Source organism: Brucella pituitosa (assembly GCF_003049685.1).
Classification (GTDB): domain Bacteria; phylum Pseudomonadota; class Alphaproteobacteria; order Rhizobiales; family Rhizobiaceae; genus Brucella; species Brucella pituitosa.
The window spans coordinates 582,485-607,136 of record NZ_PYSY02000002.1; the positions used below are offsets into that span (position 1 = coordinate 582,485).

Genomic DNA, 24,652 nt, shown 5'->3' on the forward strand with positions numbered 1-24,652 from the left:
GAATTCGAGTTGTGGAAAACACTTATCGTAAGACAACTTCGGCAGACCATCTGGGCATTATATTAAATCCGCCGCAAATGTTTTACCCCAATAAGGTGCTGGCTTCCTGCTTGCGTTAAGTTCCATAACATACATTATGTGATTTATATGTATTATGCGGGTGGGTTCTAGTTTGAAGTGCGACTTGCAAATGATAACAATGAGTTATCCAATGCAAGGAACCTGTCATGGAACGCACCTACGCGCATATTGATCTGGATGAACGCCGCAGAATAGCGCGCTGGCGCACCGCAAAGCTCTCCGTTGACGTTATTGCTGAGAAGCTTGGAAGGCACCGCTCGACCATTTTCGTGAACTCAAGCGCAATCAGTTTCACGATGATGAGATCAAGGATTTAAACGGCTATTACTGCACGATTGCCGAGCAGAAATCCCGCGAGCGGCGTTCAAAGCAACGTAAGCTGATCCGGTATGATGAGCTACGGCAGTCCGTGATCGATCACATCAGCGATGGATGGTCGCCGCAACAGATTGTAGGAGAATGCGATTGGAACGCCATCCAATCTCTGTCAGTCATGAAACGATCTATCAGTTTGTGTATTCGACCGACGGTCGAAAAGAAGAGCTTTGAAATATCTGCCGGAACGTCGTGCCAAACGACGCCCACGTCATGCCCGGCGTCATCATGGACGCCGCTTTCCACCAGAACTGAGCATCCTTTATCGTCCAGACATGGTTGCCAGACGCAAGCAGTTCGGACACTGGGAATGCGACCTTATCCAGTTTCGCAAGAGGTTCGGCAAGGCCAATGTGACGTCTCTAGTCGAGCGGGTGAGCCGCTTTACGGTTTTGTTGCGCAACAATGATCGTCAGTCACGACCAGTGATGGATGGGGTGATTAGGTACTCCAACCCTGCCCCAAATAGCCCGTCGCTCCATCACGTTTGATCGTGGCACTGAGTTCACAGAATGGGCTTATCTGCAGAATGGGATCGGGTCGCAAACATGGTTCTGTGATCCGCAGTCACCCTGGCAGAAAGGCACCGTTGAAAACACCAACAGACGCACAAGACGATGGCTTCCCCGAGATCTTGATCCGCTCACCCTCAGTGATCGAGACCTCGCCTTCATCTGTCATCGCCTCAACAATACGCCGCGCAAATGTTTGGGTTACAAAACACCTGCAGAAGTCTTTCGGCAAAAATTAATCGCAAACAGACATCGTTTTGCGTAAACTCAAACCGCAAAAGTCGCGCTTCAGCCTGACCTCACATGCATTTTTCACTGAGATTAACGACGGCTGAGTTTTTCACTCAGCCGCCTTTTGCTTTTTTCAGTGCGAAGACTGGCCCCGCACAGCAGCAACATCGGCAGCAGAAGCAGCACCAGCCTTGTTACCCCAAGCCGAACGAACAAAGGTTGCAAGCTCAGCAACTTCCTCATTCGACAAGCGGTCGGCATACCCCTGCATCACCAGACGCATTGGACGCTTTTCGGTCGAAGGCACTTCCGCACCATGCAGAATGATCGAAATCAGAGGCTTCACTTCTGAACCAGTGACCAGATCATTATCAGCCAATTCCGGGAAGATACCCGGAGCGCCCTTGCCCGTCACAAAATGACACGCTGCACAGTTGTCAATGTAGAGACGTGCGCCGACAGGCATGTTCGGAGATGCTTCAGTCAGCATCTTTGCAGTCTCTTCACCGGCAGCATCTGCAGGAGCTGCAGGCAGTGCAGTCGGAACCTTCTCGGCAAAGCTCTGCGGAACTTCAGCCGCGGCACCATCGACACCCTTGAGGAACGCCGCAATCGCAAGATTATCCGCATCGGTCAGATGCTGAAGCGAATGTTCTACAACGAGGCCCATTTCGCCATTGGCGGTCGAATGTGCATTGCGACCGGTTGCGAGATAGGAAGCCATTTCCTCGACGGACCATTTCTGTGGCGCCGACTGTGGACCACGCAGCGAAGGTGCATTCCAACCATCGACAACACCGCCTGTGAGGAAAGCCTTGTCGCCAGCCTGAACACCATCCTGCGCCATGAAAGCATTGCGCGGGCTGTGGCAGGCAGCACAGTGGGCTGCACCTTCAACCAAATACTGGCCACGTTCCTGAACTTCGTTCTTACCCGCAGGCGTGAAGCCAGCCTTGTGGTTCAGAGCGAGCCAGTTCCATGCGCGGATACCGAACCGCATGTTGAACGGGAAGCCAAGTTCGGTCTGCTGCACTTCGTTCTTTACAGGTTCCACTTCATGCATGAAGTAGTCGTAAAGCGCACGGACATCTTCTTCGTTCAGCTTACGATAATTTTCGTAAGGCATGGCGGGATAAAGATGCGCGCCATCGGCACGAATGCCATCATAGAGCGCTGCACGGAACTGATCGAGCGTCCAGTTACCGATGCCGGTTTCCTTGTCAGGGGTGATGTTGGTCGTCCAGATCGTGCCCATCGGGCTTGCGATCTTACGGCCACCGGCAAATGATTTGCCGCCTTCCGCTGTATGGCAAGCCATGCAGTCGGAAGCATACATCACATATTCGCCCTGCCCCTTTGCAGGCTTCCAATCAGCAGCAAGCTCTTTCGTTGGCTTGGTCAGCTGAACCGGAACGAACAGGAAAGCCAGAAATGCTATAACTCCAAGAACAACCAGAACACCGATGATGCGAAGAAAAGTTTTCATGACTATTCTCCTCAAACCAGCGGACGTGGATTGGAAAGATACTGCGTACGGATCGCATGCGCAGTCCAGTAAGCCAGACCACCGAGAAGACCGGTCGGATTATACTGCGTGTTCTGCACGAAGTTGCCCGCGCCCAGCATGAAGACGTTGTGCTTGTCCCATGCCTGCGAGAAGCGGTTGACCACACCCTCTCGCGGATTGGCCGACATAGTGTGACCACCCGTCGTATGCGTCGTCTGGTAAGGACGAACGTCGAACTGAGAACCTTCCTTCTTGAAGGATGACTGAATGAGGTCGGGGTTCATGGTCTTGGCCAGTTCTTCCGCCTTGCCCTTCATGAACTGGGTCATCCGGATATCGTTCGGATTCCAGTTGAAGGTCATACGCATCAAAGGACGGCCGTGCGGATCTTTATAGGTCGGATCAAGGTCAAGATGATTGGTCTTGTACGCCATGACAGAACCATGCGTTCCGATATTCATGGAGTGACCGTACCACTCGGCGATTGCGCTCTTCCAGCCTGCACCCCAACCCGGCGTGCCCGAAGGAAGCGTCATGCTGCGGATCGGTTGGCCGTTGGTCTGGCCCGAGCGCCAATAAGCACCACCAATAAAGCCTTCACGACCAAAGTCGATCTGGTTTACACCGAAGTCATCGATGCACATGCCGTTAGCACCCGTACCGATGAACGGGTTGAACTCTTCGTTTTTGAAGAAGAGCGTCACACCGCCGGTCAGCTGATAGGCATAATTACGGCCCGTCACACCCTCGCCCGTTGCCGGGTCGTAAGGCTTGCCGATGCCTGAAAGCAGTGCCAAATGTACGTTGTTGAGCTGGAACGAAGCCATGATGACGATGTCGGCTGGCTGGAAGACTTCTTCCTGCGTCTTGTCGTCAAAATAGGTAACGCCGGTGGCAGTCTTGCCGTCCGGTGCCATTTCGATACGCAGAACTTCAGATTCCGTACGGTATGAGAAATTCGGCATGCGCTTGAGCGCATCGAGAATGGTCGTCTGTGGCGACGACTTCGAATATTGGTAACAACCGAAACGCTCGCAGAAACCGCAATGGTTGCACGGCCCCATCTGCATGCCATATTCATTGACATAGGACGTCGAGGCAATGCCGCCCGGTGACGGGAACGGGTGATAACCCATGGCCTTTGCCGCATCGGCAAATTTCCGGCCATCCCATGTCGTATGCATTGGCGGCATAGGATATTCGTTGGCGCGCCAGCCTTCAAAAGGATTGCCGCCCTCAACGGTCTTGCCGTTGAGGTTGCCAGCTTTGCCGGAAATGCCTGCAACACGTTCGAAGCGGTCGAAGAACGGTTCCATTTCGTCATAGGTCACAGGGTAGTCGCCAAGAAGCATGTCTTCCGGGATGATCTGCTCACCCCAATTTTCAAGAACATGCGAACGCAGCCGCAGTTCTTCTGCCTGTGGACGCCAGTTGAGGCCGTTCCAGTGCGTACCAGCACCGCCGACACCATTGCCCGGAAGGAATGAACCGAAGCTGCGGTAAGGCAGTGCAATTTCGCTGTCACTGCGACGTATGGTGACGGTCTGCTGGCTGGCGCGCTGCATCATCTTGAGACGCACGCCGTATTTCAGCTCATCGATCATGTTCGGATATTTGAAGTCCGGAACGGTGTTTTGGTCGTGACCGCGCTCAAGAGCGACGATTTCAAGACCTTCCTGCGCCAATTCCATAGCTAGAATCGCACCCGTCCAGCCGAGGCCAACAATGACCACGTCTTTTTTCTTTTCCTGACGTGCCATTTTTAAGCCCTCTCGCCCTTGATGGAAACCGGGCCTAGTGGGTAGCGAACATTGTAACGCTCAACCCATTCCTTATAGCTGCCGCGTGCGCCGGGGAAGCCGATATAGGTCCACGACTGCATGCCGTGATTGCCGCCATACATCGGATCAGCAAAATAACCTTCCTTGGTATTCTGCAACAGGATACCGAAGAAATCGCGCAATTCAGGTTGCAAGCCAACTTCACCCTTCTGAAGGGAAGTTAGTGCTGCGTCCTGCTGCTCGGCAGTCAGTGCCGAGAATGCAGCGCCATATTTCTGCTCGCACCAGCCGTTGAATGCTGGAATAGCCTGTCGATAGATCTGTGCAGGGTTAAGCGGGGTCTGCCAGCCGCGCGTCGGATCTGCCGAGGCATCATGCGGGCCAACCATGTACCAGTCGTCTGCGCGACCATAGTCGCCAGCAAGCTGAAGATCGATGAATACAGGTACACGGGTTTCGATAGCACCAGGGCCATCACCATCAGACGGGATCAGCCTTGCTGTTGCAGCAAGGATGAAAGTCCATTCAAGATCGTTAAAATATTGACGTTCGTATTGTTCAAGGGCAACAGGGGGCGTCGACTGTTGCGCCTGAGCTGACACAGCCAATCCTGAAAGCATCACGCTTGCTGCGGATGCTTTCAAAAAGCTGCGCCGGCTCGGATAGCCGGGAAGGTCGGTCATTTGTCGTTTCCTGCCGATTAGGTGGGTAAGACGGTTAAATTTGTTTCGGGGGGGCTCCATATAAAATGGCAGTATGAAACAAAGCGCCTCGTTATACAAACATTTGCCACAATTCAAATTTCGCAAATCCAGTTTGTTTATTGCCAGTGATGCTCAAGGCTACGTGCGGGGCGTCGCTACACATCGAAAAATTTTCTAATAGAATAATGAATTCAATGAGATAAATTGTTCAGAATATCGCTAAAACTTGCAATTTAATTTCATATTTTCTCATATGCACAAAACCGTGATCAGGCTCGAAATCCCCTCCTCCGAGCCACAACTAAGTCACGATTCTCTTGGCATTCGCGGCAAACTTGCCAGCAGTTTTCGCGTATAGGCATGTTGCGGATTGGCAAGAATGTCGCGCGTATTGCCCTGTTCAACGATCCTGCCCTTTTCAAGCACGATCAGTCTTTCACAAAGCAAAGCCACAAGTGCAATATCGTGTGAAACAACCACGAAAGTCGTGCGCTTTGACAAAGTTTGCATCAGTTCGATAATGCGAGCACGGGTCGTGAGGTCGAGTGCGCTTACCACTTCATCGGCAATGATGAGATCGGGATTGGCGACGATCGCCCGCGCAATTGCGATACGCTGACGCTGACCGCCGGAAAACTCGTGCGGATAACGTATGGCTGCATCTTCTGGCAGATCAACGGCAGCCAGTGCCTGCGCGACAGCCTGCGCAATGTTCGTCTCGATTTTCAGCGAGCGCAGCGGTTCAGCAATGATGTTGAACACGCGCTGGCGCGGATCAAGCGAGGAGTAAGGGTCCTGAAAAACCGCCTGTACCGAGCGACGAAAGCCGCGCATAAAACTGCGGTCTTTGATGTTGAGCTTCTGGCCGCGAAAATTCACATCGCCCGCTGTTGCAACCTGCAATCCCAGCAGCAGTTTGAGCATAGTTGTCTTGCCGGAGCCCGATTCACCCACAATGCCAAGATTGCTGCCGCTCTCAAGCGTGAGGTCAATGCCATGCAGCACGGTTTTGCCGCCACTATAGGCAAAGGATACGTTGGATAAATCAATGAGGCTCATCGCGCCACCTCCAATGCAGCGTCGAAGGCACGCGCGGCAGCAACCAGTCCCTTGGTATAGTCTTCTACCGGCTTTGCAAAAAGTGCGGTCACTGGCCCCTGCTCTATCAAGTTGCCATGTCTGAGCACGAGTGCCCGTTCGGCAATGCTTGCGACAACCGGCAGATCATGGCTGATGAACAAAAGCCCCATGCCTTCATCGTGAACGAGTTGCTCAAGCAGCTTGAGGATTTCCGCCTGCGTCGTCACATCGAGCGCTGTTGTCGGCTCGTCGGCGATCAGCAGCTTCGGACGACAGGCAAGCGCCATGGCAATGGCTGCGCGCTGCCGCTGGCCCCCTGAAATTTCATGCGGCCATGAGCGCGCAATGCGGGTCGGTTCCGGCAGGGAAACGCGTTCCAGAAGCCCGATAACCTCGCGTTTGAGTTCCGCTTTGCCAAGCTTGCGGCCATCGCGCGATGCGCGGCGCTGCACCACTTCTGCGACCTGTTTGCCAATGCGCATCAGCGGATCAAGCGCGGTCATCGGTTCCTGAAAGACGGTAGCGACACTTCGCCCGCGCAGCGGAACAAGCGCACGATCACGCGCACCGATAATCTCATGGCCATCGAGCGTGATCGAGCCGGTTGCTTTCATTCCGTCGGCAAGCAGTCCCATCACCGCCAATGCTGTCAGTGATTTGCCTGAGCCGGATTCACCGATCAAGCCGACGCGTTCGCCCTGCGCAACCGAAAAAGACACGCCTGAAACGAGAACGCGGCCTGCTGTTTCGATCGCAAGATTTTCAACGTTCAGCAATGGGCTCATCGTTGCCTCCTCCGCGTTGGATCGGCCACATCGCGCAAGCCATCTGCAAAAAGATTAAGCCCGATGACGAGCGAAACCAGTGCCAGACCTGGTGCGATTGCACCGAAGGGAGCTGTATAAACCGAAGCCTGCGCTTCCTGCAGCAACCGTCCCCAGGATGCATTTGGTGGTGGCGCGCCAAGCCCAAGATAAGACAATGAAGCTTCAGCAATCACGGCCAATCCGAACTGCAGCGCGAAATTGACAATCAGTGTCGGCCAGATGTTCGGTAGCACATGAATGCGGATGACGCCGAGCCATGACGTGCCGGAAATGCGCGACGCTGTAACATAATCCATCGCCAAAACGCGTTTGGCGAGAATGCGCGTCAGTCGCGCGACGATGGCTGATGCCGCAATGCCGATTGCGAGAATAGCGGTCGAAAGGCTTGCGCCATCGCTTGAAGCGACGATCAGCATAGCGAGCAGCAATGTCGGGAAAGCAATCAGAATATCGAGCGTTGCAGCCAGCATATCGTCGAGTGTCTGCGTCGCAAAAGCGGCCAGAATGCCAATGGTTACGCCAATCACAGCGCTGATGGTGACGGCTCCAAACCCCACAAAAAGCGCAATGCGTGAGCCGACCATGATCTGCGTCATGAGATCGCGACCGAGGCGATCCGTGCCTGCCCAGTGCTCCCATGATGGCGCTGCCAGCCGTCCGCCAACCATATCGCCGGCGCCGTAAGGCGTCCAGAACAGGGTAAGCAGGGCTACAACGACATGCATACCGACAAGGATACCACCCACTACGAGCGGCCAAGGTAATCGGAAACGTTGCGAAGTTGTGGTGATGCTGCTCATGCGCGGCCTCCCGCAGACCTGCTGCGCAATCGCGGATCGATCAAACGTTGCACCAGATCGGCAGCGAAGCCCACCAGAAGAACCAGAAGCGTCGAGACAAACAAGACGCCTTGCACGTTAGGATAATCACGCTGCTCAATACCCAAAAGCAGCATGGAGCCGAGGCCAGGGAGCGAGAAAACGCGTTCCACCACCACAGCGCCGAGAAGCGTAGAGGCGAGTTCGATGCCAAGGATGGAGATCACCGGCACCGCGCCATTGCGGATGCCATGGCGGATCAGCGCTTGCGAGAACGTAGAGCCCAGCGCGCGCGCCGTGCGCAGATAATCGCTGCCCAGAACGTCCTGCGTTGCCGAACGAACATAGCGGATAAGCGATGCCGACATGACGATGGCAATGGTGATGACCGGCAATGTCAGCGATTGAAATGCAGCAGGCGCGGATTGCCATCCACGCGATGGAAAGCCGCCCGATGGAAACATGCGCAGTTTCACCGCGAACACCCACACCAGAAGAATGCCGATCCAGAAAACAGGCACTGCGATGCCCAACTGTGAGATCACTGAAATGATCGAGCCATACCAGGTTTTCTGACGCACAACAGACAGGATGCCGAGCGGCACGGCGATGATGATTGCGAGCACAAAAGCCATCAGTGTCAGCGGCAGCGTCACGATCAGGCGTTTGCCGATTTCGGTCAGAACAGGCGCACCGCTGACAAAGGAATTGCCGAGATCAAAGCGCACAAGTGAGCCGATGAACTGTGTGAATTGCTGATAAAGCGGGAGATCGGACCCGACCTGCTTGCGTGCAGCTTCAATCTGCGCTGCATCCGCACCAACTGATACGAGCGCATTTGCCGGATCGCCCGGCAAAAGGCGCAGCAGCAAAAACAGAACGATAGCTGCAATAAATACCGACAGGATCAGAATGGCCGAACGGCGCAGAATATAGGCAAGAATGGCGAATACCTCTCGGGCATGAGGAGCAGTTTTTAGCCACTCAAAAATGCTATAACGCCGCCGGAAAATAATTCAGGCGGCGCTCTCTGTCGAGCATCAGTTCTTAATTATAGACAACCGATTAGTCTGCTGATTTCACAATATCATAGGCAAAGAACTGCGAGTTCAGGCCATTAACCGGATAGCCGGTAACCGACTTTTTTGAGACCACGATCTGCGGATAGAGATAAAACCAGTTGCTGGCTGCATCTTCTGCAATGATCTTGTTGGCTTCGGTCAGCTTGGCCGTCTGTTCATCGGTCGTGGAGCTGGCTTCGGCTTCCTTGATCAGATCAACAACCTTCGGGTTGTTATAGCCCCAATAGAAATCCGGATTACCATAAAACACGATATCACGGTGGTTCACATGCTCCTGCAAAGTCGCCTGGAAATCATGCGCCTTATAGACCTTTGTGTACCATTCATTGGCCGTGATGATGTTGATGTTCACCTTCACGCCGATCTTTGCCAGTTCGCTCTGGATGAACTGCGCGGCAATCGGGTGCGGATCGTAATTCGGTGTATCGATGGTGAAGCTGAAGCCATCCGGATAGCCTGCTTCCTTCAAGAGCTCCTTGGCGCTTTCAGGATTATAGGCATCCACACCGGTTAAATCGACATACCACGGATCTGTTGGCGGAACAAACGAGCCAATCAGCGTGCCATAGTCGCCCCAAACGGCATTCAGCAGCTTCTTGTCGTCGATGGCACGCGCCAGTGCCTTACGAACCTTCACATTGTCGAAAGGCGCGACACGGTCGTTATAAGCGAGAAGCAGCTTGGTCGTGGACTTCCCTTCACTGACGGTGAAATCAGGATTATCCTTGAACTGAGCCAGCGAATCCGGGCTCTGAACCGAGGTGATGATGTCAACCGAACCAGTCAGAAGCGCATTGTTGAGCGCGCTCGCATCGGTGAAATACTGAAAGACAACTTCTTCATTTTTCGGCTTGGTGCCCCAGTAACCGTCAAAGCGCTTGATGGCGAGCGATGAACCGCGGCGCCAGTCTTCCAGCGCATAAGGTCCAGTACCGTCTTCCTTCGACTGGAAGTCAGTCGCTTCGTCATTCACGACCCAGACATAGCTGAGATTGTATGGCAGCGAGATCGAGCGGGACGAAAGCTTGACGACGACTGTTTCATCATCCGGTGTTTCGACGCCAACAATGGTCTTGAGGCTGCTTTTGCGCGAGCTTTTGGATTCAGGCGCTGCAACACGCTCGATGGAGAACTTGACGTCCTTCGAGGTCAGCGGCGCGCCTGAATGGAATTTGACGCCCGGCTGAAGCTTGAACGTATAGGTCAGGCCATCGTCGCTGACGGTGTATTCCTTCGAAAGAACTGGCTCAACCTTGCCATCGTCATCCAGACGGAACAATGCTTCATAAACATTGCCGTTGAAGGCCTCGTTAATGCCCTGCCCTGCGCCTGCAGTGTTGTCGAGGTTCTGCGGCTCATAGAGCGATCCGATATTGATAGTGGCGTCCGGGTCGCTTTCTTGTGCGTGCGCCTGAGCGAACGAACCGAATGCGAGCGCAACGGTCAGCGCCGTGGTCAGGCCCCAGTTGCTCAACTTCATTTTGCGATTAAGAATGGTCAAACCGCTCATTTTATTCTCCTGCTTCGAGGTCGCCAAAGGGCCTCAGTTGATACAGGTTATACAGCGACCGTCTGAGCCTCGATAAGCGGCGGAGCTGTGCTATACGGGGATTCTTTAGAAGATTATTCTATAATAAATAAAATTGGTAGATGATTTATCCTTCACGATAGACTGATATCCACCCAACTTCAAAAATTGAGTTACCAAGCAGCCCAGTCTTATATAAACGACGACAAACCAAAGGCTTCGCGAAGCCCCATCACGGCCCGGTGGCATTGAGAGAACATAATGAGCCAGATCAATCGCGGTAGAACCCAGTCTCTTCTTAGAGCAGAAGGACTTGATGCACTTGTACTGTTTCAACCTGAAAACTTCCGCTATGCAACCGGTGTAGCAGCTGGAGTCGCGACGATGTGGGGTCGGGCGGGTTCGGCAATTGTGCTGGTGCCAGTCGATGAAAAGGCAAAACTCGGTGCCGTGATCAGCGATCATGCCCATGCTGCGGCAGCGCATCTTGGCGACAGGATTGATTTCCGCACACACCGCATCTGGATCGACATGGTTATGGTCGAAAATGCCAGGACAATTGAAGATATCAATGCAGCCTACAGGCAGGCAAACAATGTCGGCCCGCGTGCTGAAACTTTCGATCAGGATGCAGCTTTCAGGCTTCTAGGCGAACTACTGGCAGAGCGCGGACTTTCCAAAGCAAAGATCGGTATTGATCTGGAGTTCATGCCAGCGGCTGATTTTGCGGCTCTCAAAAAAGCGCTTCCATCAGTTGACTGGCGGGATGCATCAACTCTCGTCAAGCGCTTGCGCCTCATCAAGAATACTCATGAAATCGAGTATCTGCGCAATGCAGCACACTATGCGGAAAGCGGGCTGGAAAATGTGCTGAAAACCGCCCGACGCGGTTCCAGCCTGAATGCGCTTTCGGCAGCCTGGCTTGATGGAGCAACACAGGAAGCCAGCCGGAATGGTCAGGCTCTTTCCGGGCATTGGGCTTATATCTCGACGGGCCCTGATCTTCAGGACATGAAGGCCGAGCTCAAAGAAGGTGATCTTGTGAAAGCCGATGTCGGCACCCTCATCAACGGCTATTCGTCGGATGGTGCGCGCACTTATGTCTGCGGCAAGCCTGATCCGCTTGCGAGTGAGATCTACAAGGTGTTGCAGGAGAGCTTTGCCGTGGGCGAAGCATTGTTAAAGCCCGGAACGCGGTTCTGCGATGTTCATGCTGCGATGCTTGGCACCATGCGGCAGAGCGGTTTCAGCGAATATTATCGCGGCCATTTTGGTCACTCGGTGGGTGCGGCCGTTGGCATTGAAGAATGGCCGTTTATCTCAAGCAGCAACGAAATGCTGATTGAACCAAACATGGTGTTGGCTCTGGAAACCCCGTTCTATGCTAACGGGCTCGGCGCTCTCATGATTGAAGAACAATTTCTGATTACAGAAAGCGGTGCGGAAAGCATGAACAGGCTTTCACGCGAATTGACTTCCATCGGATAGAAATACCTTATGAGCGAAACTTAATCGCCGCTTGCGATAGTCCTGTCGCGGAGGCGACGTTTCCATGGCCACTCACCATCGATTTCCGCTTCCAGTGAAAAGCTGAGGAAGGTTCTGATCAGAACGATCAGGCCCAGCAGGCCAACACTTTCCCATGTAAGCGGGGAAATAATGGTAGCGATGATATCCGCACCGATCAGGATTTCGAGGCCGAGCAGAATGCCGCGACCAAGATTGGCGCGATAGCGCGTATAGGCTTTCTCGCCCGAAAGTACGAACACGTCTTTAAGATAACCAAGCGTTGCAACGGCGACACCGATCAGGATCACTGCCACACCAAAAAATTCAAGAGCAGACGCCATCGGCTCCAGAATTGGCGCAATCAAACTTACGAATTCGCCGCGTTCCACACCCGCATTCATGTTTGCGCTCCCCAGTGCCCATTAGTCTCAAACTTGAGCTTAGTTCGGAAAACTTAAAAAAGATGCGGCAAGCATTCCTGCCGCGTGGCTGTAACCCGAGTTGTTCCGCGTGTGCTTAACAGCCATTTTTCGGCCTCATACTGTTCACATATACTTGAATAAATCGTGTCATACTGGGCATTCAGCCCGCCTCAAGGCTTTATTGTTCACACTTTTCGATACATTCTGTGAACCATATGCTGTCTAGGCGCTGGCGATGGAAAGGCCTATCTCTTGCTCATCGAAACGACGAACACACCGTCGCTTCACAAATTCAAGGAGATAGAAAATGAAAAAGCTTGCTCTTGCTGCCGTAGCCGTTGCCCTTAGCGCCGGTGCTGCACTCGCTGAAAACCCAAATGTTGGCACCCCTGCCGATCTTTATGCAAACGACCGTACACCCGTTACAACCCAGCAGGTTGATAACACGGCAACCGCTTCCATTGGCCAGTCGTCGTTCCAGGATGGTTCGGCTCATCGTTTCGGTGATGCATCGCCTTCGAGCTTCCAGAACTAAGCCCGACTTTTAATGCGCGCATCTTATCCGAAAACCGCTTCACACTTTTCGGGATGCGCTCAAAACAATCCCGCCTGACGGAATAATCCGAACGGCACCCCAGTTATCTCCCCGGTGGATGGCATTGGTGTCACCCCGGTGTCCCCGGAAGCACTGATGCCATCCAAAGGGGCGATTAGAAGGAATAGAAAAATGAAGAAGTTTGCTCTTGCTGCCGTAGCCGTTGCCCTTAGCGCCGGTGCAGCACTCGCTGAAAATCCACATGTTGGTGAACCTGCCGATCTTTATGCAAATGACCGCACGCCAGTTGCAACCCAGCAGGTTGATAACACTGCAACCGCTTCAATCGGCCAGACAACCAACTATCAGGACGGCTCCGCACATCGTTTCGGTGATGCGTCCCCATCAAGCTTCCAGAACTAAGACCCGCGGAAGCAGGTCCAATACAAAAAGGCGAAGCCTCTTCAGGCTCCGCCTTTTGTTGTTTGTGGGGAAGCGCCTATTATTCCATCCGTGTAATGATCGCTTTGATTTCCCGCTCAAAGAAATCCGAAAATGCCACAATACGTGGTGGCAGTTTCTGGAATGGCGGATAATAAAGAGTAAGCCAGAGCTGCGGCGGCGACCATTCTGGCAAAATCTGCACGAGCCGTCCGGTGCGCAGATGTTCAGCCACAATGAAGACAGGCAGTATTGCGACTCCTGCCCCGTCGGCCGCCATATTGGCCAGCACTTCACCATTATTCGCGCTTATCATACGTCCGGCGGAAATATTGACCGTCGAACTTCCATCAGACAAAATCCAGTTTTCGCGGCGACTTTGAAAACTATAACCTAAGCAACCATCAACGGTCAGCTCGGTCGGATGCTTAACATCGACGAAAACCGTACCGGGCGCAGCAACCAGAATGCGCTTGATCGCACTAATCTTGCGCCAGATTGTAAATTTATCAGACGGTGCGCCTGAAATGCGGATCGCGAGATCAAAATCCTGCTCGACCATATCCAGCATCTGATCGGTCAATGACAATTCTATTTCAATCCTGGGATAGAGCTCACGAAATGCAGAGAGTATCTTTGGTAAAACCTGTTGACCAAGCGACATGGGCGCATTGATCCGCAAACGTCCCTGATCGGCCTTATGAACATTCATCAGTTCCAGCCGAGCCACCTCCAGCGCCGTGACCGCTGGCTCGATACGGGCTGCAAACACAGCCCCATCAGTGGTCAGCGAGACTTGCCGTGTCGTGCGCACGAAAAGCTGGACGCCCAGCTCTTCTTCAAGTGCTGCGATTGTCCGTGTGACGGAAGCCGGCGTCATATCCAGCTCTCGCGAAACCTGCGCAAAATTACGCTTCTCAGCGGCCAGTAGAAACGTCTTGAGGGCTTTAAGCTCGTTCATTCGTTCATTTCCACTGATGCAATATAGTTACAACCATTGCATCAGTGGTTATCAACAATCAACCCGCAGCAGTTACTTGCTCACGGGCAAACCATTTCCCGTCCATGCTTCGAGTCCACCGCGATACCAGAAAGTAGTCCAGCCGAGCATAGCTGAACGCAGTGCAGCATTATAGGACGAACGGTCATTCATGCCCTTGCCGAAAAACACCACGCCAACACTTCTGTCACCACCAGCCTTCTCGTTGAGCCACTCATCCAGCGCCTGCTGCAGACTATCTGTAACGCTGCCATCGCGCCCGGCATCTACGAGAGAATAGGCGTTCTGCATGGTTTCCTGCAAACCGCTGGTATCAACGAAAAGAGTTTTACGTCCGTTCGCAATGATCTTCACAACTTCAACGGTGGTGATAATCGTTGCTTTGGCATGCTTGCTGGGTGTTGGCCCGGTATATGGCGACTGGAACAGCACCATGCTTGCAGCCACGCCGTCATCACGCAGTTCATCCAGAGCCGCACCTGCCGCACCGCCTGAAGCTGGCGCGGATGCATTGGTTGGCTGTCCTGCAGCATCTCCCTGCGCACTTCCTGTCTCAACGTCAGAAATCATAACCGCCAGATGTTCGAACAGGTCATAACACATGGTAATCGAACCCTCTTTCGGGTCGTACCATGCGTTCAGCTGATCACAGTCACGGAACGTGACCGTTATGGGTCTTGGCAGCACATAGGTCTGGGACAAGCCATCGAAATAACCTGTCAAAGCAGTCGAGAGCTTTGTGGCGTAGAAATCGCCCACTCTGCGCGAAGAAGGCTGAAAGACCGTCTTGATCGTTGCGCCCGGGGCATTTGCCGGTTGTTCGCCTTCCGGGTGCCATTCGCCGGAACGCGTGTGAGGGGCGAGGATTTTGCGCCATGCGCGATTTTGCTTGTTGAATTCATCCGAACAACGAAAACGCGTGCGCTCATCCAGCTTCACCCCATCGGCAATCGAGCTGAAAACTTTCGGGTTGCCGCCATACATAATGCAAAGCATATTGCGAAAGCGCTTAAGATCGGCCGTGTGCTCATCCTGCCATGGAGAAGGCGAACTGCCCTTCATCTCGTTGATTTTGCCGCTATAATACCACTGCAACGCCGCATAGCTTGCGCTGCCAATTGCCATGTCGTCGATTTCTTTATCACCGGACGGATACATTGTCGGTTCGACAATTTGCAAAGCGGAATAGATATCGACAGCATCCTCTTCAGGGCCGGTCGATGGGAGTTGCAATTCCCCAATCAACGCATGTCCAAATTCATGCGCAAAGATGCTGCGCACCAGTCCGTAATAAACTGATGCGATACGCCCCCCATCCCCGCCAAAGTCGGGCAGAGGACCAGAAACTCCTCCCGCACCTGATGCAGGTTGAGAACCATTGCCGGTCGTTTGCGGTGCTGGTTGGGAACCGGTATCAGCTGTCTGTGGTGCCGAACCGCCACCCTGCCCGCTTCCAACAATTGGTTGCGTCGGGACGTTCTCGCCGTCAGACGTAATGCTGAAATTAGCGATCCCGAACATTCCAATATCGTAAGCCATTACGCCGATTTGTGCGCCAAGGGCCGGTGAACCCTGAACGTCGCCGATCATTCTTCCGTTCAGAAGGAAGCGTGTCACGCCGGGAACATCGATCATCTCGATGACATCGGTACCGTCGAGCCTGGCTACATTCGGTATAGTTGCAATATTGCGCTGCTGGCCATTTTCCATGCAGAACAGCTTAACGCTCTTATCTGCGACGACCTCCATCAGACAGATCGCTTTATGGGCTGGATTTGATGCAACCAGCCCTAGCGAAGCGCCTGGCTTGGAAGAGTTAACTGCAATCGTTACCTTCGTTGCGCGTCCGGCTTCGGGCGCGGGTCCGGCATTGACGACCAGTGTCTGCTCAGTACCGCTGGACTGCTGGTTGTTGAGAACGAACCAACCGTCATTGGCGGAACCAGTCCATCCCTGAACAATCTGCGACGATACAGCTGAGGCAAGCGGGCCGAGTTCCCTCTCAAATTCGGCATGGGCAGGAAGATTGGACGCGATAAAACTCGCGAAAAAAACCGCACCCAAAAGACGCATTCGAAAGTCCCCATTCCGCTAATGTCATCAATATGGCGCGGCACTTATCGCGGATAGCAAGGCGCCCAAAACTATGATCTGCCATTCAACTCGTTTATTGCAATACGATTCAACAGATTGATGTCAATCAGTAATTGCTCATTCGCCTAAGCAGATGGTGGATTACCACCCAATAAATTGGCCCTCAATCTACGATTTGGAGAACCGGACTATCTATGTTGCAACTCGCGCCGCCCTTTTGAGATCATCACCCAACCGATGACCGTCAATATTCCGCCACCGATTGCCATTGGCAATACAAGGACGAACAACCAGAACAAAAATGCCGTAGCTGCATCGTTACGACCTGACGCTACGAGATTCGTTCCTTCCTGCATCTCTGAACCAGATACAAATACCGTAGCGAGCAAACCGAGGAGGATAACAGCTCCCAGCACAAAGCAGCCCCAACCAATTTGAAGTTTGCGGGTTGTAAATCGGGACAACCAAATAGCGCCCACAACCATCACCAAAACCTGCACAAGTATAGTGATGATAATTGCACTATTAAGACCGTCTGCATTGGCTGTTGCAGTGGTTACGGTGTCCATCTGGGCTGGGAAAAAGGCCATTGCTAACGGAGCCAGGAGGCCAAAACCAAAACGTGCCAATAGAACGCCAAACACGATACTAATAAGCCACTTGGTCCATACTGAGTTCATCAGACATCTTTCCTGGAGCCGTTTCGACCCGGTTGAATCGGATCGGCACGAATTGCCTTACATTAGCGAACACTAGACGGAAGATCGGAGAGAGGTCAATTCAGTATTGTCCACAGAGCAGACAATTGACTCATCTGGGAATGTTTGTAATGCGATAGCGAATGATTGCTTTCGTTCTGGCTGAAGATGCGGAAGTTCCAATTATCTATTGTGAGCCGTCATCAATGCTTTCCAATAGTGCAGGCATTAGACCAAAACTAGGAAAGCATCTGAAATGAATCGAACACTGCGCGCACTTGTCATGGCATCAACCATCAATGCAGCTTTCGCAATCTCCTTCGTTGCCATTGGAAACGCGGGGCCTGCCGCAGGAGCTGAAACGGTGGTCGTGCAGGCGGAAATACAAGAGCAGCCTGCACCCGAAACAGACACGTTCGGACGTTCTCAATTCATTCTGTCTGGCAATCCGATCATCCCACCGCGCGATTACGGCAAGGGATTGCAGCTTCCTGATACAAATGAATACAGCCCGGATGAAAGCGGAACGATCTACGATATTGCTTTTCTCGGGATCGAAAATGGCGAAATGCAGTTTGAGGTCCGCGGCTACTCAATCGCAGATTTGAGCTCCCCTGCGACAGGACAGACTTCATCTTTCCCGCAAGATCAAAAGACCGTTGAAATACGCGATATTGTTATTGTGATTGAAGAAGTCACGGATGGTAGCCTGACTTACAAAATCGTGTATCGCAAGTAATCGGTCGTTATGCCGTGAGTTTGGCCCATTCAGGCGCAGTGCCATCATCCTCAAGCCCGCCATTTAGCGCAAATTGGTCCAGAGTCATGGCATCCAAAACGCCGACGATTGCCTCGCGGACAAGCAACATGGAACGGCGAACCTGACATGCCTTGTGATCCTCGCAATCTTCGCAAGGTTCATAAGCGGTGCGACTGGCACAACGGATAGGTGCCAGCGGTCCATCCAGAACGCGGATGGCCTGACCGATCGTTATTTCGCTGGCTGGTTTTGCCAAACTATAACCGCCACCTGGCCCTTTCTTTGAACGCAAAATACCGTCGTTGCGCAACTCCAGCAGGATCGCGTCCAGAAATTTCTTTGAAATATTGTTCTTGGCGGCAATTTCCGCAACAAATGCGCTCTCACCTGGAGAAAGCAAAGCAAGGTGTGCCAACGCCTTTAGGCCGTATTTCCCCTTTTTCGTAAGCATGCAACCCTCCGCCGATTTGGTAGATTGTGCATTTGCACTAAATCGAGCGGATTAATAGTCTTTTACAACTGACCAAATGTCACATTCAGTCAGTTGATGGATTTTATCTGGAGCGCATCCCGAAAAGTGCGAAGCGGTTCAGTGAGAGACACACAGATTGCCCGAATGCGACTTGGCGGATGCCGGCTTGTTCAACTCGTAAAGCTCGGCGATTTCCGTCGCAACGAGCTCCTGAAGCTTCCATAGATTGCGGTCGCGGATGCCCTTTTCTTCCAGATGCTTGACTGTAAGATAGAGGTATTCTGCGCAGGAACCAATGTGCCCACAGGCACGCGCCAGAGTTCGGGCCACTGTCTCAAGCGGCAAACCGTTCAACACACGGTCTCCGCGGGGGCCCGCCCAGAATGTAAGCGCCCTTACAGGCCCCTCAGGTGTTTCAAGAAATACCCAGCGAATGCTCGATGCATCGCTAATCGAACTGATCTCGCGGCGGATCATACGTTGAATCTGGCCCAATCTGTCTTCGTCAGAGAGCCGAAAAGCGATCCCATTACAACTGCCACCTCGCCTTAAAGCAAGCATCAAACCCGGCTGGCTTTGTGTGCCGCGCCAGCGTGTCAGCCGCAAGCAAAACGACCTGTGCCAGCCTCTCAATCCACCATAACGCCAGTCAACAGCATTGAAATCAGGTTTCCAGATCAGCGAGCCATAAGCGAACACCCACAATGGATCTTCACCGCTTTCAAGATATAGTTTTTCAGAAAGTTTTTGCACATCAAGATCAGTCATCGGAACTTTGTTCGGCTCCGGCCCCCGATCTACTTCCGCCCGAATGCTTAGCGAAACCAATTCTTCAGTCAGCGTCATTCTGGATGTAAAATCAGTCAATGCACTTCTTCCCGTTCAAACTCACTTCGCGCCGGACCATGAAACCCGATCATTATGAAATGAATATACCGTCATGCTCAAGCCCGCAAAGACGCCTTTGCATCGTCAAGCTGCCGGATTTTTGAAAACAAAACTTCACGATCAGATAAATGACGCTCAAACAGAGCAATGAAAATTGTATTATCAGCGATATGCGGCAGTGGAGCGGACTGAGCACGGCGCAAGCTCTCATTTGCCGCCTGCTTGGCGGTTTCAACTGCAGCCAATAGTGACGCAATCGTCCCTCGCGCTTTCCCGCTGTCGGCATAGCTCGGTGATGAAGAATGCTGATAGTCTGACTGCGCTTGCATCATAATCACATCTCCTATCAATGACATTTACGATTTAAGGGCTGACATCGATTGTAGCCTCTAACGCGCGGCAGAAACGAGGCACTTCAAGCTATTCATGCGCAGAAATCAGAAATATCGGTATTTGATAGATCGCGATTAATGGAAAAAAGCCCCATACGGGAAGTGGCGACCAAAGCCGCCACTTCATTACTCACAGTGTGAAAACTGATTTCCCTGCCAGATCAGAACGAACGCTGGAAGCGGACCACACCCTGCCAGGCATCCTGACCTTTAAGGATCGAGTTCTTGTCATCCCATTTGGTGTAGGAAACCTGTGGTGTGATGGTGAAACCCGGAACCAGCTGATAGGCAACGTTTGCACTGGCTGCGAAGGTCTTGGCGTCTTCATAGGCCAGCTGAACGTTAAAGACCGCCTTGCTGGTGGCTTTGAACTTGGCACCACCCCAGACTGCCCAGTCGCCGCCCCATGTTCCATAGAAACTGTCGATGACACGCACACCGCGATAGGTGCTGCTACCACCGTCATGGACGACAGTACCTCCAGCATCGTAGTGGACATAGTGATCATCATTCGACTTATATGCGCCGAGCAGCCAGAGAGAGAACTGTTCAGTTACATTGACATCGAGACGAACCTTCCCGGCCCACTCTTCGTTGACGGCATCATAGGCGGCGACACCGGCAATCGACCCCCAACTCTGCGCATATTTCAAACCACCGACCACATGTGGTGTGTAATCATCAATCACGCCATTCCAGTCGACATCAACATTATTGCCCTGCTCAAGCGCGATGATGGCCGAAAAGCCGTTTCCACCCTTGAAAGTGTAGCTGATCTGGTTGGTGCGATAGCCACCAGCGCTGATAACGTCGTCATTCAGCACATCACCGAAATATCCGGTGAAGGTATAAAATGCCGTGTCATCCAGACCAACGCGAAGGCCGCCCAGCTGAATGTAAGCGCGGTTGAGGGTGGTGCCGGCATCCACGCCATTGCCGAAGTTAAAGCGCGTTTCGGTAAAGGTCGAAAGCGTGCCGAGTTCGGTTTCCGAAGCCGTCGATGTGCGCAATGTGAAACGTGTGTTGTTGGTCCAGGTATCGTAAGATTTGCCGCGCGGGCTCAGATTATAGGCACTTCCGTCCGGAGCACGGCTGATGCCTGCACCACGGTAGTAGACGTTATCACCTCCCCTCAGGTCATAACGAACATAACCATGGATACGCAGGCAAGTTTCAGTGCCCGGAATGTAGAAATATCCCGCTCCATACGCATCGCAGACGCGGACATATTCTACAGCTTCTGGTTCCGGCGCGACGATTGCATCGGCGGCATTTGCATTCGTAACCCCGAGAACAGCAAATGCCGAACCGATTACAGTGTTTTTCAGAATCATAATTATCCCCACTAACAATAAACAAAATCGTTCTATTTCAGAGGGATAATCCTATTAAGGCAATTATATCTAATTATTGTAAAATATATGACAAATAATGTTTTATATAATAATATTCAAAATTGATATAATTACATAACTCAACAAAATTGTATTCTATATATTTGACCAAAAGAAACAATATAAATTATATAATATTGATTACTTGCCCATTATTTTCTTTTTCACTCAATAATATTCGAACCATCCGCTAATCCGCTATGACTGGTTCTTGAAACAGTGACAAATAGCGCTCTCCGCTATCGGGCAGAACGGCAACGATGGTCTTTCCCGCATTCTCCGGGCGCTTCGCGATTTGAAGGGCCGCAGCAATGGCCGCCCCGGAAGACGTGCCGACCAGAAAGCCCTCTTCGCGCGCAACTGATAATGCAGCACGGCGCGCTTGCTCTGTCGTCACGGCAACGATTTCATCGACAATAGCCTTGTCGTAATTCTCTGGTAAAATTGTCTCATCAACTTCGGTGACTTTATGAACGCCTTCAATGGTTTCGGCTTTTGGATTATCGATTGAAGGCACGGAATCTGCCGTTGGCTCCACCAGAATGACACGAAGAGAAGGCTTCTTTTCCTTGAGATATTTACCCGCGCCGGAAATGGTGCCCCCCGTACCCACGGTGCTCACCAGAATATCCACCGCGCCATCCGTATCACGCCAAATTTCCGGACCGGTCGTTTCGAAATGGATTGCTGGATTGGCAGGATTGGACCGTTGACCGGTATAGTAGGCGTCAGGATTTTCGCTGCGAATACGATCAAGCACCTTTTGCAGAGCCCCTGGCTCCAGCAGCTCGTCATTATCAATCAGCACAATTTCGGACCCGAACTGGCGCAGGATATTGATCTTGTCTTCGCTGATCGTATCACGCAGATAAAACTTCGTCCGATAGCCCTTTGCGGCAGCCACAGCCGCAATACCAATGCCGGTATTTCCGCTGGTCAGGTCTACCAGAAGATCACCCGGCTTAATCTTACCGGCACGCTCGGCGTCCCGAATAATCCCCCATGCTGTACGGTCTTTAATGCTGCCAGCCGGATTGAGATATTCGATTTTTGCGAGAAGTCGCACAGAAACGTCATTGCTCTTCTGAAGGCGTGAGAATGCAACCAGAGGCGTATTGCCGACAAGCTCCGAAAAGCCATTGCGTATTTTACCCATGATCCACTCCTTCTTGCCAACAGGCATCAAAATTCAAGGTCTAATTTTCACCAACCGCTGAATTTTATTAAGAAAATTATTCACTTAGTTCGCCCGGCACATAGATTTGCAATCCATTGCAGGAGGCCTCTTTGCATTTATATTCGCGCAGCAACGTTGTCCGGATCATCATGAATGATGTCCTCTATTCGATAGGCTGACCGGATTCGCGCGAGCTTTCTGGATCGCAGCTGCGAGGGTCGAAAAGCTTAAATCTTCACGCACTGACCATCGAAATCGTATCCAGCCATTCTGATCCACGAGAAAGCTTGTCTCTTGGGACGTTGGTGTCAAAAGCTGCACAGCAAGAGCCGCAGTCTGGTCGGGAACATCGCATTTTTTTGCCCCACCATCGTTGTCGACGGCAAAGACATTCAGCTGCTGACTCTGAAGACTAAGCAACCAAAAGCTGTCAGATTGGCGCCCCACGTCATGCCGCTCCTCATCGCAATAGACCGTGATGCGTGGGCTCGCAGCCGGATAAACTTCACCATCAGGCGCAGGCAAACTGATCGTCCGGGTGGAAGCAATCATGCGGATATAGTCTACAATCGACCACGCGGTTTTCGCATCCAGGGCCGATCCGAAACCGGGCATGGATTGCCGACCATCTTGTAACTCCTTGCCATGCATGATCGTCCAGAAGATTTCACCGTCACTGCGATCCGCAAACAAGGGAGCGGTCAGATCGGGCGGCCATACCGGATCGCCTGTTGCCTGTTCACCGCGACCGCGCCCGTCATTGCCATGACAGGAGGCACAATTGCCTCCGAAAGCCGCAGCCCCCCGCGCAATCGTAATGGACGTATAGGATGTGGGCGAGCGCAGAAAGCTTGCCTCATTGGCATCCTGAACAAACAATCCGATGCGCGGTAACTGGAACAATGCAAAGCCGATAACTGCCACGACAATGATCGCTGGCCAACGCCATTTCGGCAGAAACAGACAGCCGATACCGATCAGAAGTGCCAGCAGAAGTGGCTTGAAGCTGCGCCATGCGGCATCGACAAGAAACGCATCACCCAGAATATTGTCGCGCAACCGATAGGCAAAAGGCCAGATAATATCCTCATGCACACCGGGTGGTTGTGTTGCGAGAAGGGATGCTGCGAGAAACACCATGAGGCCAATAGTTGCTTCAAAGATCAGCGCATAGCGAAGCCCTTTGCCGCTGCTGCCGTCACGGCTCAGCCAGAAACGATTAAGTGCTGCAAGTGCCAGCATGGCAGCCAGAAGCGCGACCTTAACGATCATTATCCTGCCGTAAGTCGTACCAACCAGCCCCGATAATCCACCTGTCAAAAGCCATCCTGCAATTGTGGCGCCTGCAATAAGAACTGCAACAAAAACAATGCCAAACAGAGAAAAGCGCCGCGCGGCCTGAAGGCCTTCAACACGCGAAACACGTAAGAGAAAATAGAGCGGCAAGAGCGATCCGAACCATAGCGCGCCTGCAATCACATGCGCTGATACGGCCAGCGGTAGCCAGATAGTATCAGCTGCTGCGGCGTGTCCCATGCGTATCTGAAGACCAAGCGCCAGAACAGCGATCAAAAACAAAAGGACACGGATGGCTTGAGATTTTATCGCGTAAGGCAGGAGCACAACGACAAGCACGATTGCCAAGGCGCGCAGGCACGATGCAATGCCGAAGGCAGTTCCAATAAGACCGCTTGGGAGAAAAGCGAATGCGTCGAAAAGACTATTCGCACCTGAGAGCAATGAGAACTGAAGTGGCGCCCACAGGACCAGTCCAAAAGCGCTGATTGCCACGGAATAGCCACAAAGTAGCCACCATAACCTCACAAAAGCCGCAAGTTGGCCTTCGCTTATTGTGCTGGGAACGAGCAATATGCGAAAAAACATAGCCCCTGCAAACATCGCAAGGCCAACAAGATTGAGGCATCGCACAAGCGCAATGACAATATCAATTCCGGTCATTGCGCCCGGCAACCTTACTTTACAATCTTGAACTTGAATGAGCCTTCGGTGCGATGCGTATCGACCGACGCAGCGCCCCACTCGACCGTGTAAGTCCCCGACTTCAAGGCTGGCGGTGTGACCGAAAGCGTCTTTGTGTTGCCGTCAACATGTTCAGGCTTACTGGTCTCGATAGTTGCCCCGCTCTCATCTTTCAGAACAAGTTTGCTAAGGCCGAGTTCCAGCGCTTCTGTATATTCGATGGAAACAACCGCAGGCGTTTTATTGAGCACAGCGTCTTCGGCTGGCTCGGATTGTGCGAGATGCGCATGTGCATAAAGTTGCGTCATCGACCCCAATAAAAGGACCGTTGTAAGAATTGCTTTTTTGAACATATTTCTTTCCT

23 protein-coding genes and 1 pseudogene are annotated in these 24,652 nt (G+C 52.4%); 5 read left to right on the plus strand and 19 right to left on the minus strand.

Annotation, left to right across the window (positions count from 1 at the left end; genetic code table 11):
* Positions 1-227: 227 nt before the first annotated feature.
* A pseudogene (locus tag C9380_RS14980) lies at positions 228-1,233 on the plus strand (IS30 family transposase).
* A gap of 99 nt (positions 1,234-1,332) precedes the next feature.
* Here C9380_RS14980 and C9380_RS14985 read toward each other — a convergent pair.
* The 8 genes from C9380_RS14985 to C9380_RS15020 all read right to left on the minus strand — a co-directional run bounded on the left by C9380_RS14985 (position 1,333) and on the right by C9380_RS15020 (position 10,508).
* Positions 1,333-2,685: a cytochrome c gene (locus tag C9380_RS14985; RefSeq protein ID WP_128093896.1), complete on the minus strand. Its 1,353-nt coding sequence runs from the start codon at positions 2,683-2,685 to the stop codon at positions 1,333-1,335.
* Between the two features lie 11 nt (positions 2,686-2,696).
* Entirely contained in the window at positions 2,697-4,466 is a 1,770-nt protein-coding gene (locus C9380_RS14990) for a GMC family oxidoreductase (protein WP_111787348.1), read from the minus strand.
* Between the two features lie 2 nt (positions 4,467-4,468).
* Positions 4,469-5,170: a gluconate 2-dehydrogenase subunit 3 family protein gene (locus C9380_RS14995; protein WP_095444456.1), complete on the minus strand. Its 702-nt coding sequence runs from the start codon at positions 5,168-5,170 to the stop codon at positions 4,469-4,471.
* A gap of 327 nt (positions 5,171-5,497) precedes the next feature.
* Positions 5,498-6,250: an ABC transporter ATP-binding protein gene (locus tag C9380_RS15000; protein ID WP_128093897.1), complete on the minus strand. Its 753-nt coding sequence runs from the start codon at positions 6,248-6,250 to the stop codon at positions 5,498-5,500.
* Positions 6,247-7,056 (minus strand): ATP-binding cassette domain-containing protein, encoded by an 810-nt coding sequence (locus tag C9380_RS15005; RefSeq protein ID WP_105706331.1) that lies wholly within the window; start codon positions 7,054-7,056, stop codon positions 6,247-6,249. The genes C9380_RS15000 and C9380_RS15005 overlap by 4 nt, the downstream gene beginning before the upstream one ends.
* Positions 7,053-7,898, minus strand: coding sequence for an ABC transporter permease (locus C9380_RS15010; protein WP_128093898.1), 846 nt, complete (start codon positions 7,896-7,898; stop codon positions 7,053-7,055). Before C9380_RS15010 ends, C9380_RS15005 begins: the two co-directional genes overlap by 4 nt.
* Positions 7,895-8,845 carry an ABC transporter permease gene (locus C9380_RS15015; protein WP_282183931.1) on the minus strand — a complete coding sequence of 317 codons (951 nt, stop codon included), beginning with the start codon at positions 8,843-8,845 and terminating at the stop codon, positions 7,895-7,897. Before C9380_RS15015 ends, C9380_RS15010 begins: the two co-directional genes overlap by 4 nt.
* 136 nt (positions 8,846-8,981) lie before the next feature.
* Complete coding sequence (locus C9380_RS15020) at positions 8,982-10,508, minus strand: ABC transporter substrate-binding protein (protein ID WP_100557048.1); 1,527 nt, start codon at positions 10,506-10,508, stop codon at positions 8,982-8,984.
* A 279-nt stretch (positions 10,509-10,787) separates the two neighbouring features.
* Between C9380_RS15020 and C9380_RS15025 the strand changes: the two genes are divergently transcribed.
* Positions 10,788-12,014 (plus strand): M24 family metallopeptidase, encoded by a 1,227-nt coding sequence (locus C9380_RS15025; RefSeq protein WP_128093899.1) that lies wholly within the window; start codon positions 10,788-10,790, stop codon positions 12,012-12,014.
* Positions 12,015-12,034: 20 nt separating this feature from the next.
* Here the strand turns inward: C9380_RS15025 and C9380_RS15030 are convergent, their stop codons facing one another.
* Positions 12,035-12,436: a DUF1622 domain-containing protein gene (locus C9380_RS15030; RefSeq protein ID WP_024900087.1), complete on the minus strand. Its 402-nt coding sequence runs from the start codon at positions 12,434-12,436 to the stop codon at positions 12,035-12,037.
* Between the two features lie 328 nt (positions 12,437-12,764).
* On the opposite strand from C9380_RS15030, the gene C9380_RS15035 reads away from it, so the two are divergent.
* Positions 12,765-12,992 carry a hypothetical protein gene (locus C9380_RS15035; protein ID WP_128093900.1) on the plus strand — a complete coding sequence of 76 codons (228 nt, stop codon included), beginning with the start codon at positions 12,765-12,767 and terminating at the stop codon, positions 12,990-12,992.
* 192 nt (positions 12,993-13,184) lie between these two features.
* Complete coding sequence (locus C9380_RS15040; RefSeq protein WP_128093901.1) at positions 13,185-13,415, plus strand: hypothetical protein; 231 nt, start codon at positions 13,185-13,187, stop codon at positions 13,413-13,415.
* A 79-nt stretch (positions 13,416-13,494) separates the two neighbouring features.
* Here the strand turns inward: C9380_RS15040 and C9380_RS15045 are convergent, their stop codons facing one another.
* The 3 genes from C9380_RS15045 to C9380_RS15055 form a co-directional block, all read right to left on the minus strand.
* Complete coding sequence (locus C9380_RS15045) at positions 13,495-14,394, minus strand: LysR family transcriptional regulator (protein WP_128093902.1); 900 nt, start codon at positions 14,392-14,394, stop codon at positions 13,495-13,497.
* Positions 14,395-14,466: 72 nt separating this feature from the next.
* Positions 14,467-16,506, minus strand: a complete 2,040-nt coding sequence (locus C9380_RS15050; RefSeq protein ID WP_128093903.1) for a DUF4344 domain-containing metallopeptidase — start codon at positions 16,504-16,506, stop codon at positions 14,467-14,469.
* A gap of 209 nt (positions 16,507-16,715) precedes the next feature.
* Complete coding sequence (locus tag C9380_RS15055) at positions 16,716-17,207, minus strand: hypothetical protein (protein ID WP_128093904.1); 492 nt, start codon at positions 17,205-17,207, stop codon at positions 16,716-16,718.
* 274 nt (positions 17,208-17,481) lie between these two features.
* On the opposite strand from C9380_RS15055, the gene C9380_RS15060 reads away from it, so the two are divergent.
* The gene (locus C9380_RS15060; RefSeq protein WP_128093905.1) at positions 17,482-17,964 is read left to right on the plus strand and encodes a hypothetical protein; all 483 of its coding nucleotides are present in this window, start codon (positions 17,482-17,484) and stop codon (positions 17,962-17,964) included.
* Between the two features lie 7 nt (positions 17,965-17,971).
* On the opposite strand, the gene C9380_RS15065 is transcribed toward C9380_RS15060, so the two are convergent.
* From C9380_RS15065 to C9380_RS15095, 7 genes are all read right to left on the minus strand, one after another.
* Positions 17,972-18,436, minus strand: a complete 465-nt coding sequence (locus C9380_RS15065) for an RrF2 family transcriptional regulator (protein WP_128093906.1) — start codon at positions 18,434-18,436, stop codon at positions 17,972-17,974.
* Between the two features lie 138 nt (positions 18,437-18,574).
* Positions 18,575-19,303 (minus strand): gamma-glutamylcyclotransferase, encoded by a 729-nt coding sequence (locus tag C9380_RS15070; protein WP_164844688.1) that lies wholly within the window; start codon positions 19,301-19,303, stop codon positions 18,575-18,577.
* A 98-nt stretch (positions 19,304-19,401) separates the two neighbouring features.
* Entirely contained in the window at positions 19,402-19,677 is a 276-nt protein-coding gene (locus C9380_RS15075) for a hypothetical protein (RefSeq protein ID WP_024900079.1), read from the minus strand.
* 221 nt (positions 19,678-19,898) lie between these two features.
* Positions 19,899-21,071: a porin gene (locus tag C9380_RS15080; protein WP_024900078.1), complete on the minus strand. Its 1,173-nt coding sequence runs from the start codon at positions 21,069-21,071 to the stop codon at positions 19,899-19,901.
* A 250-nt stretch (positions 21,072-21,321) separates the two neighbouring features.
* Positions 21,322-22,287, minus strand: a complete 966-nt coding sequence (locus C9380_RS15085) for a PLP-dependent cysteine synthase family protein (protein WP_128093908.1) — start codon at positions 22,285-22,287, stop codon at positions 21,322-21,324.
* Positions 22,288-22,455: 168 nt separating this feature from the next.
* Entirely contained in the window at positions 22,456-24,267 is a 1,812-nt protein-coding gene (locus tag C9380_RS15090) for a CopD family protein (RefSeq protein WP_128093909.1), read from the minus strand.
* 14 nt (positions 24,268-24,281) lie between these two features.
* Positions 24,282-24,641, minus strand: coding sequence for a copper resistance CopC family protein (locus C9380_RS15095; RefSeq protein WP_128093910.1), 360 nt, complete (start codon positions 24,639-24,641; stop codon positions 24,282-24,284).
* Positions 24,642-24,652: the final 11 nt, after the last annotated feature.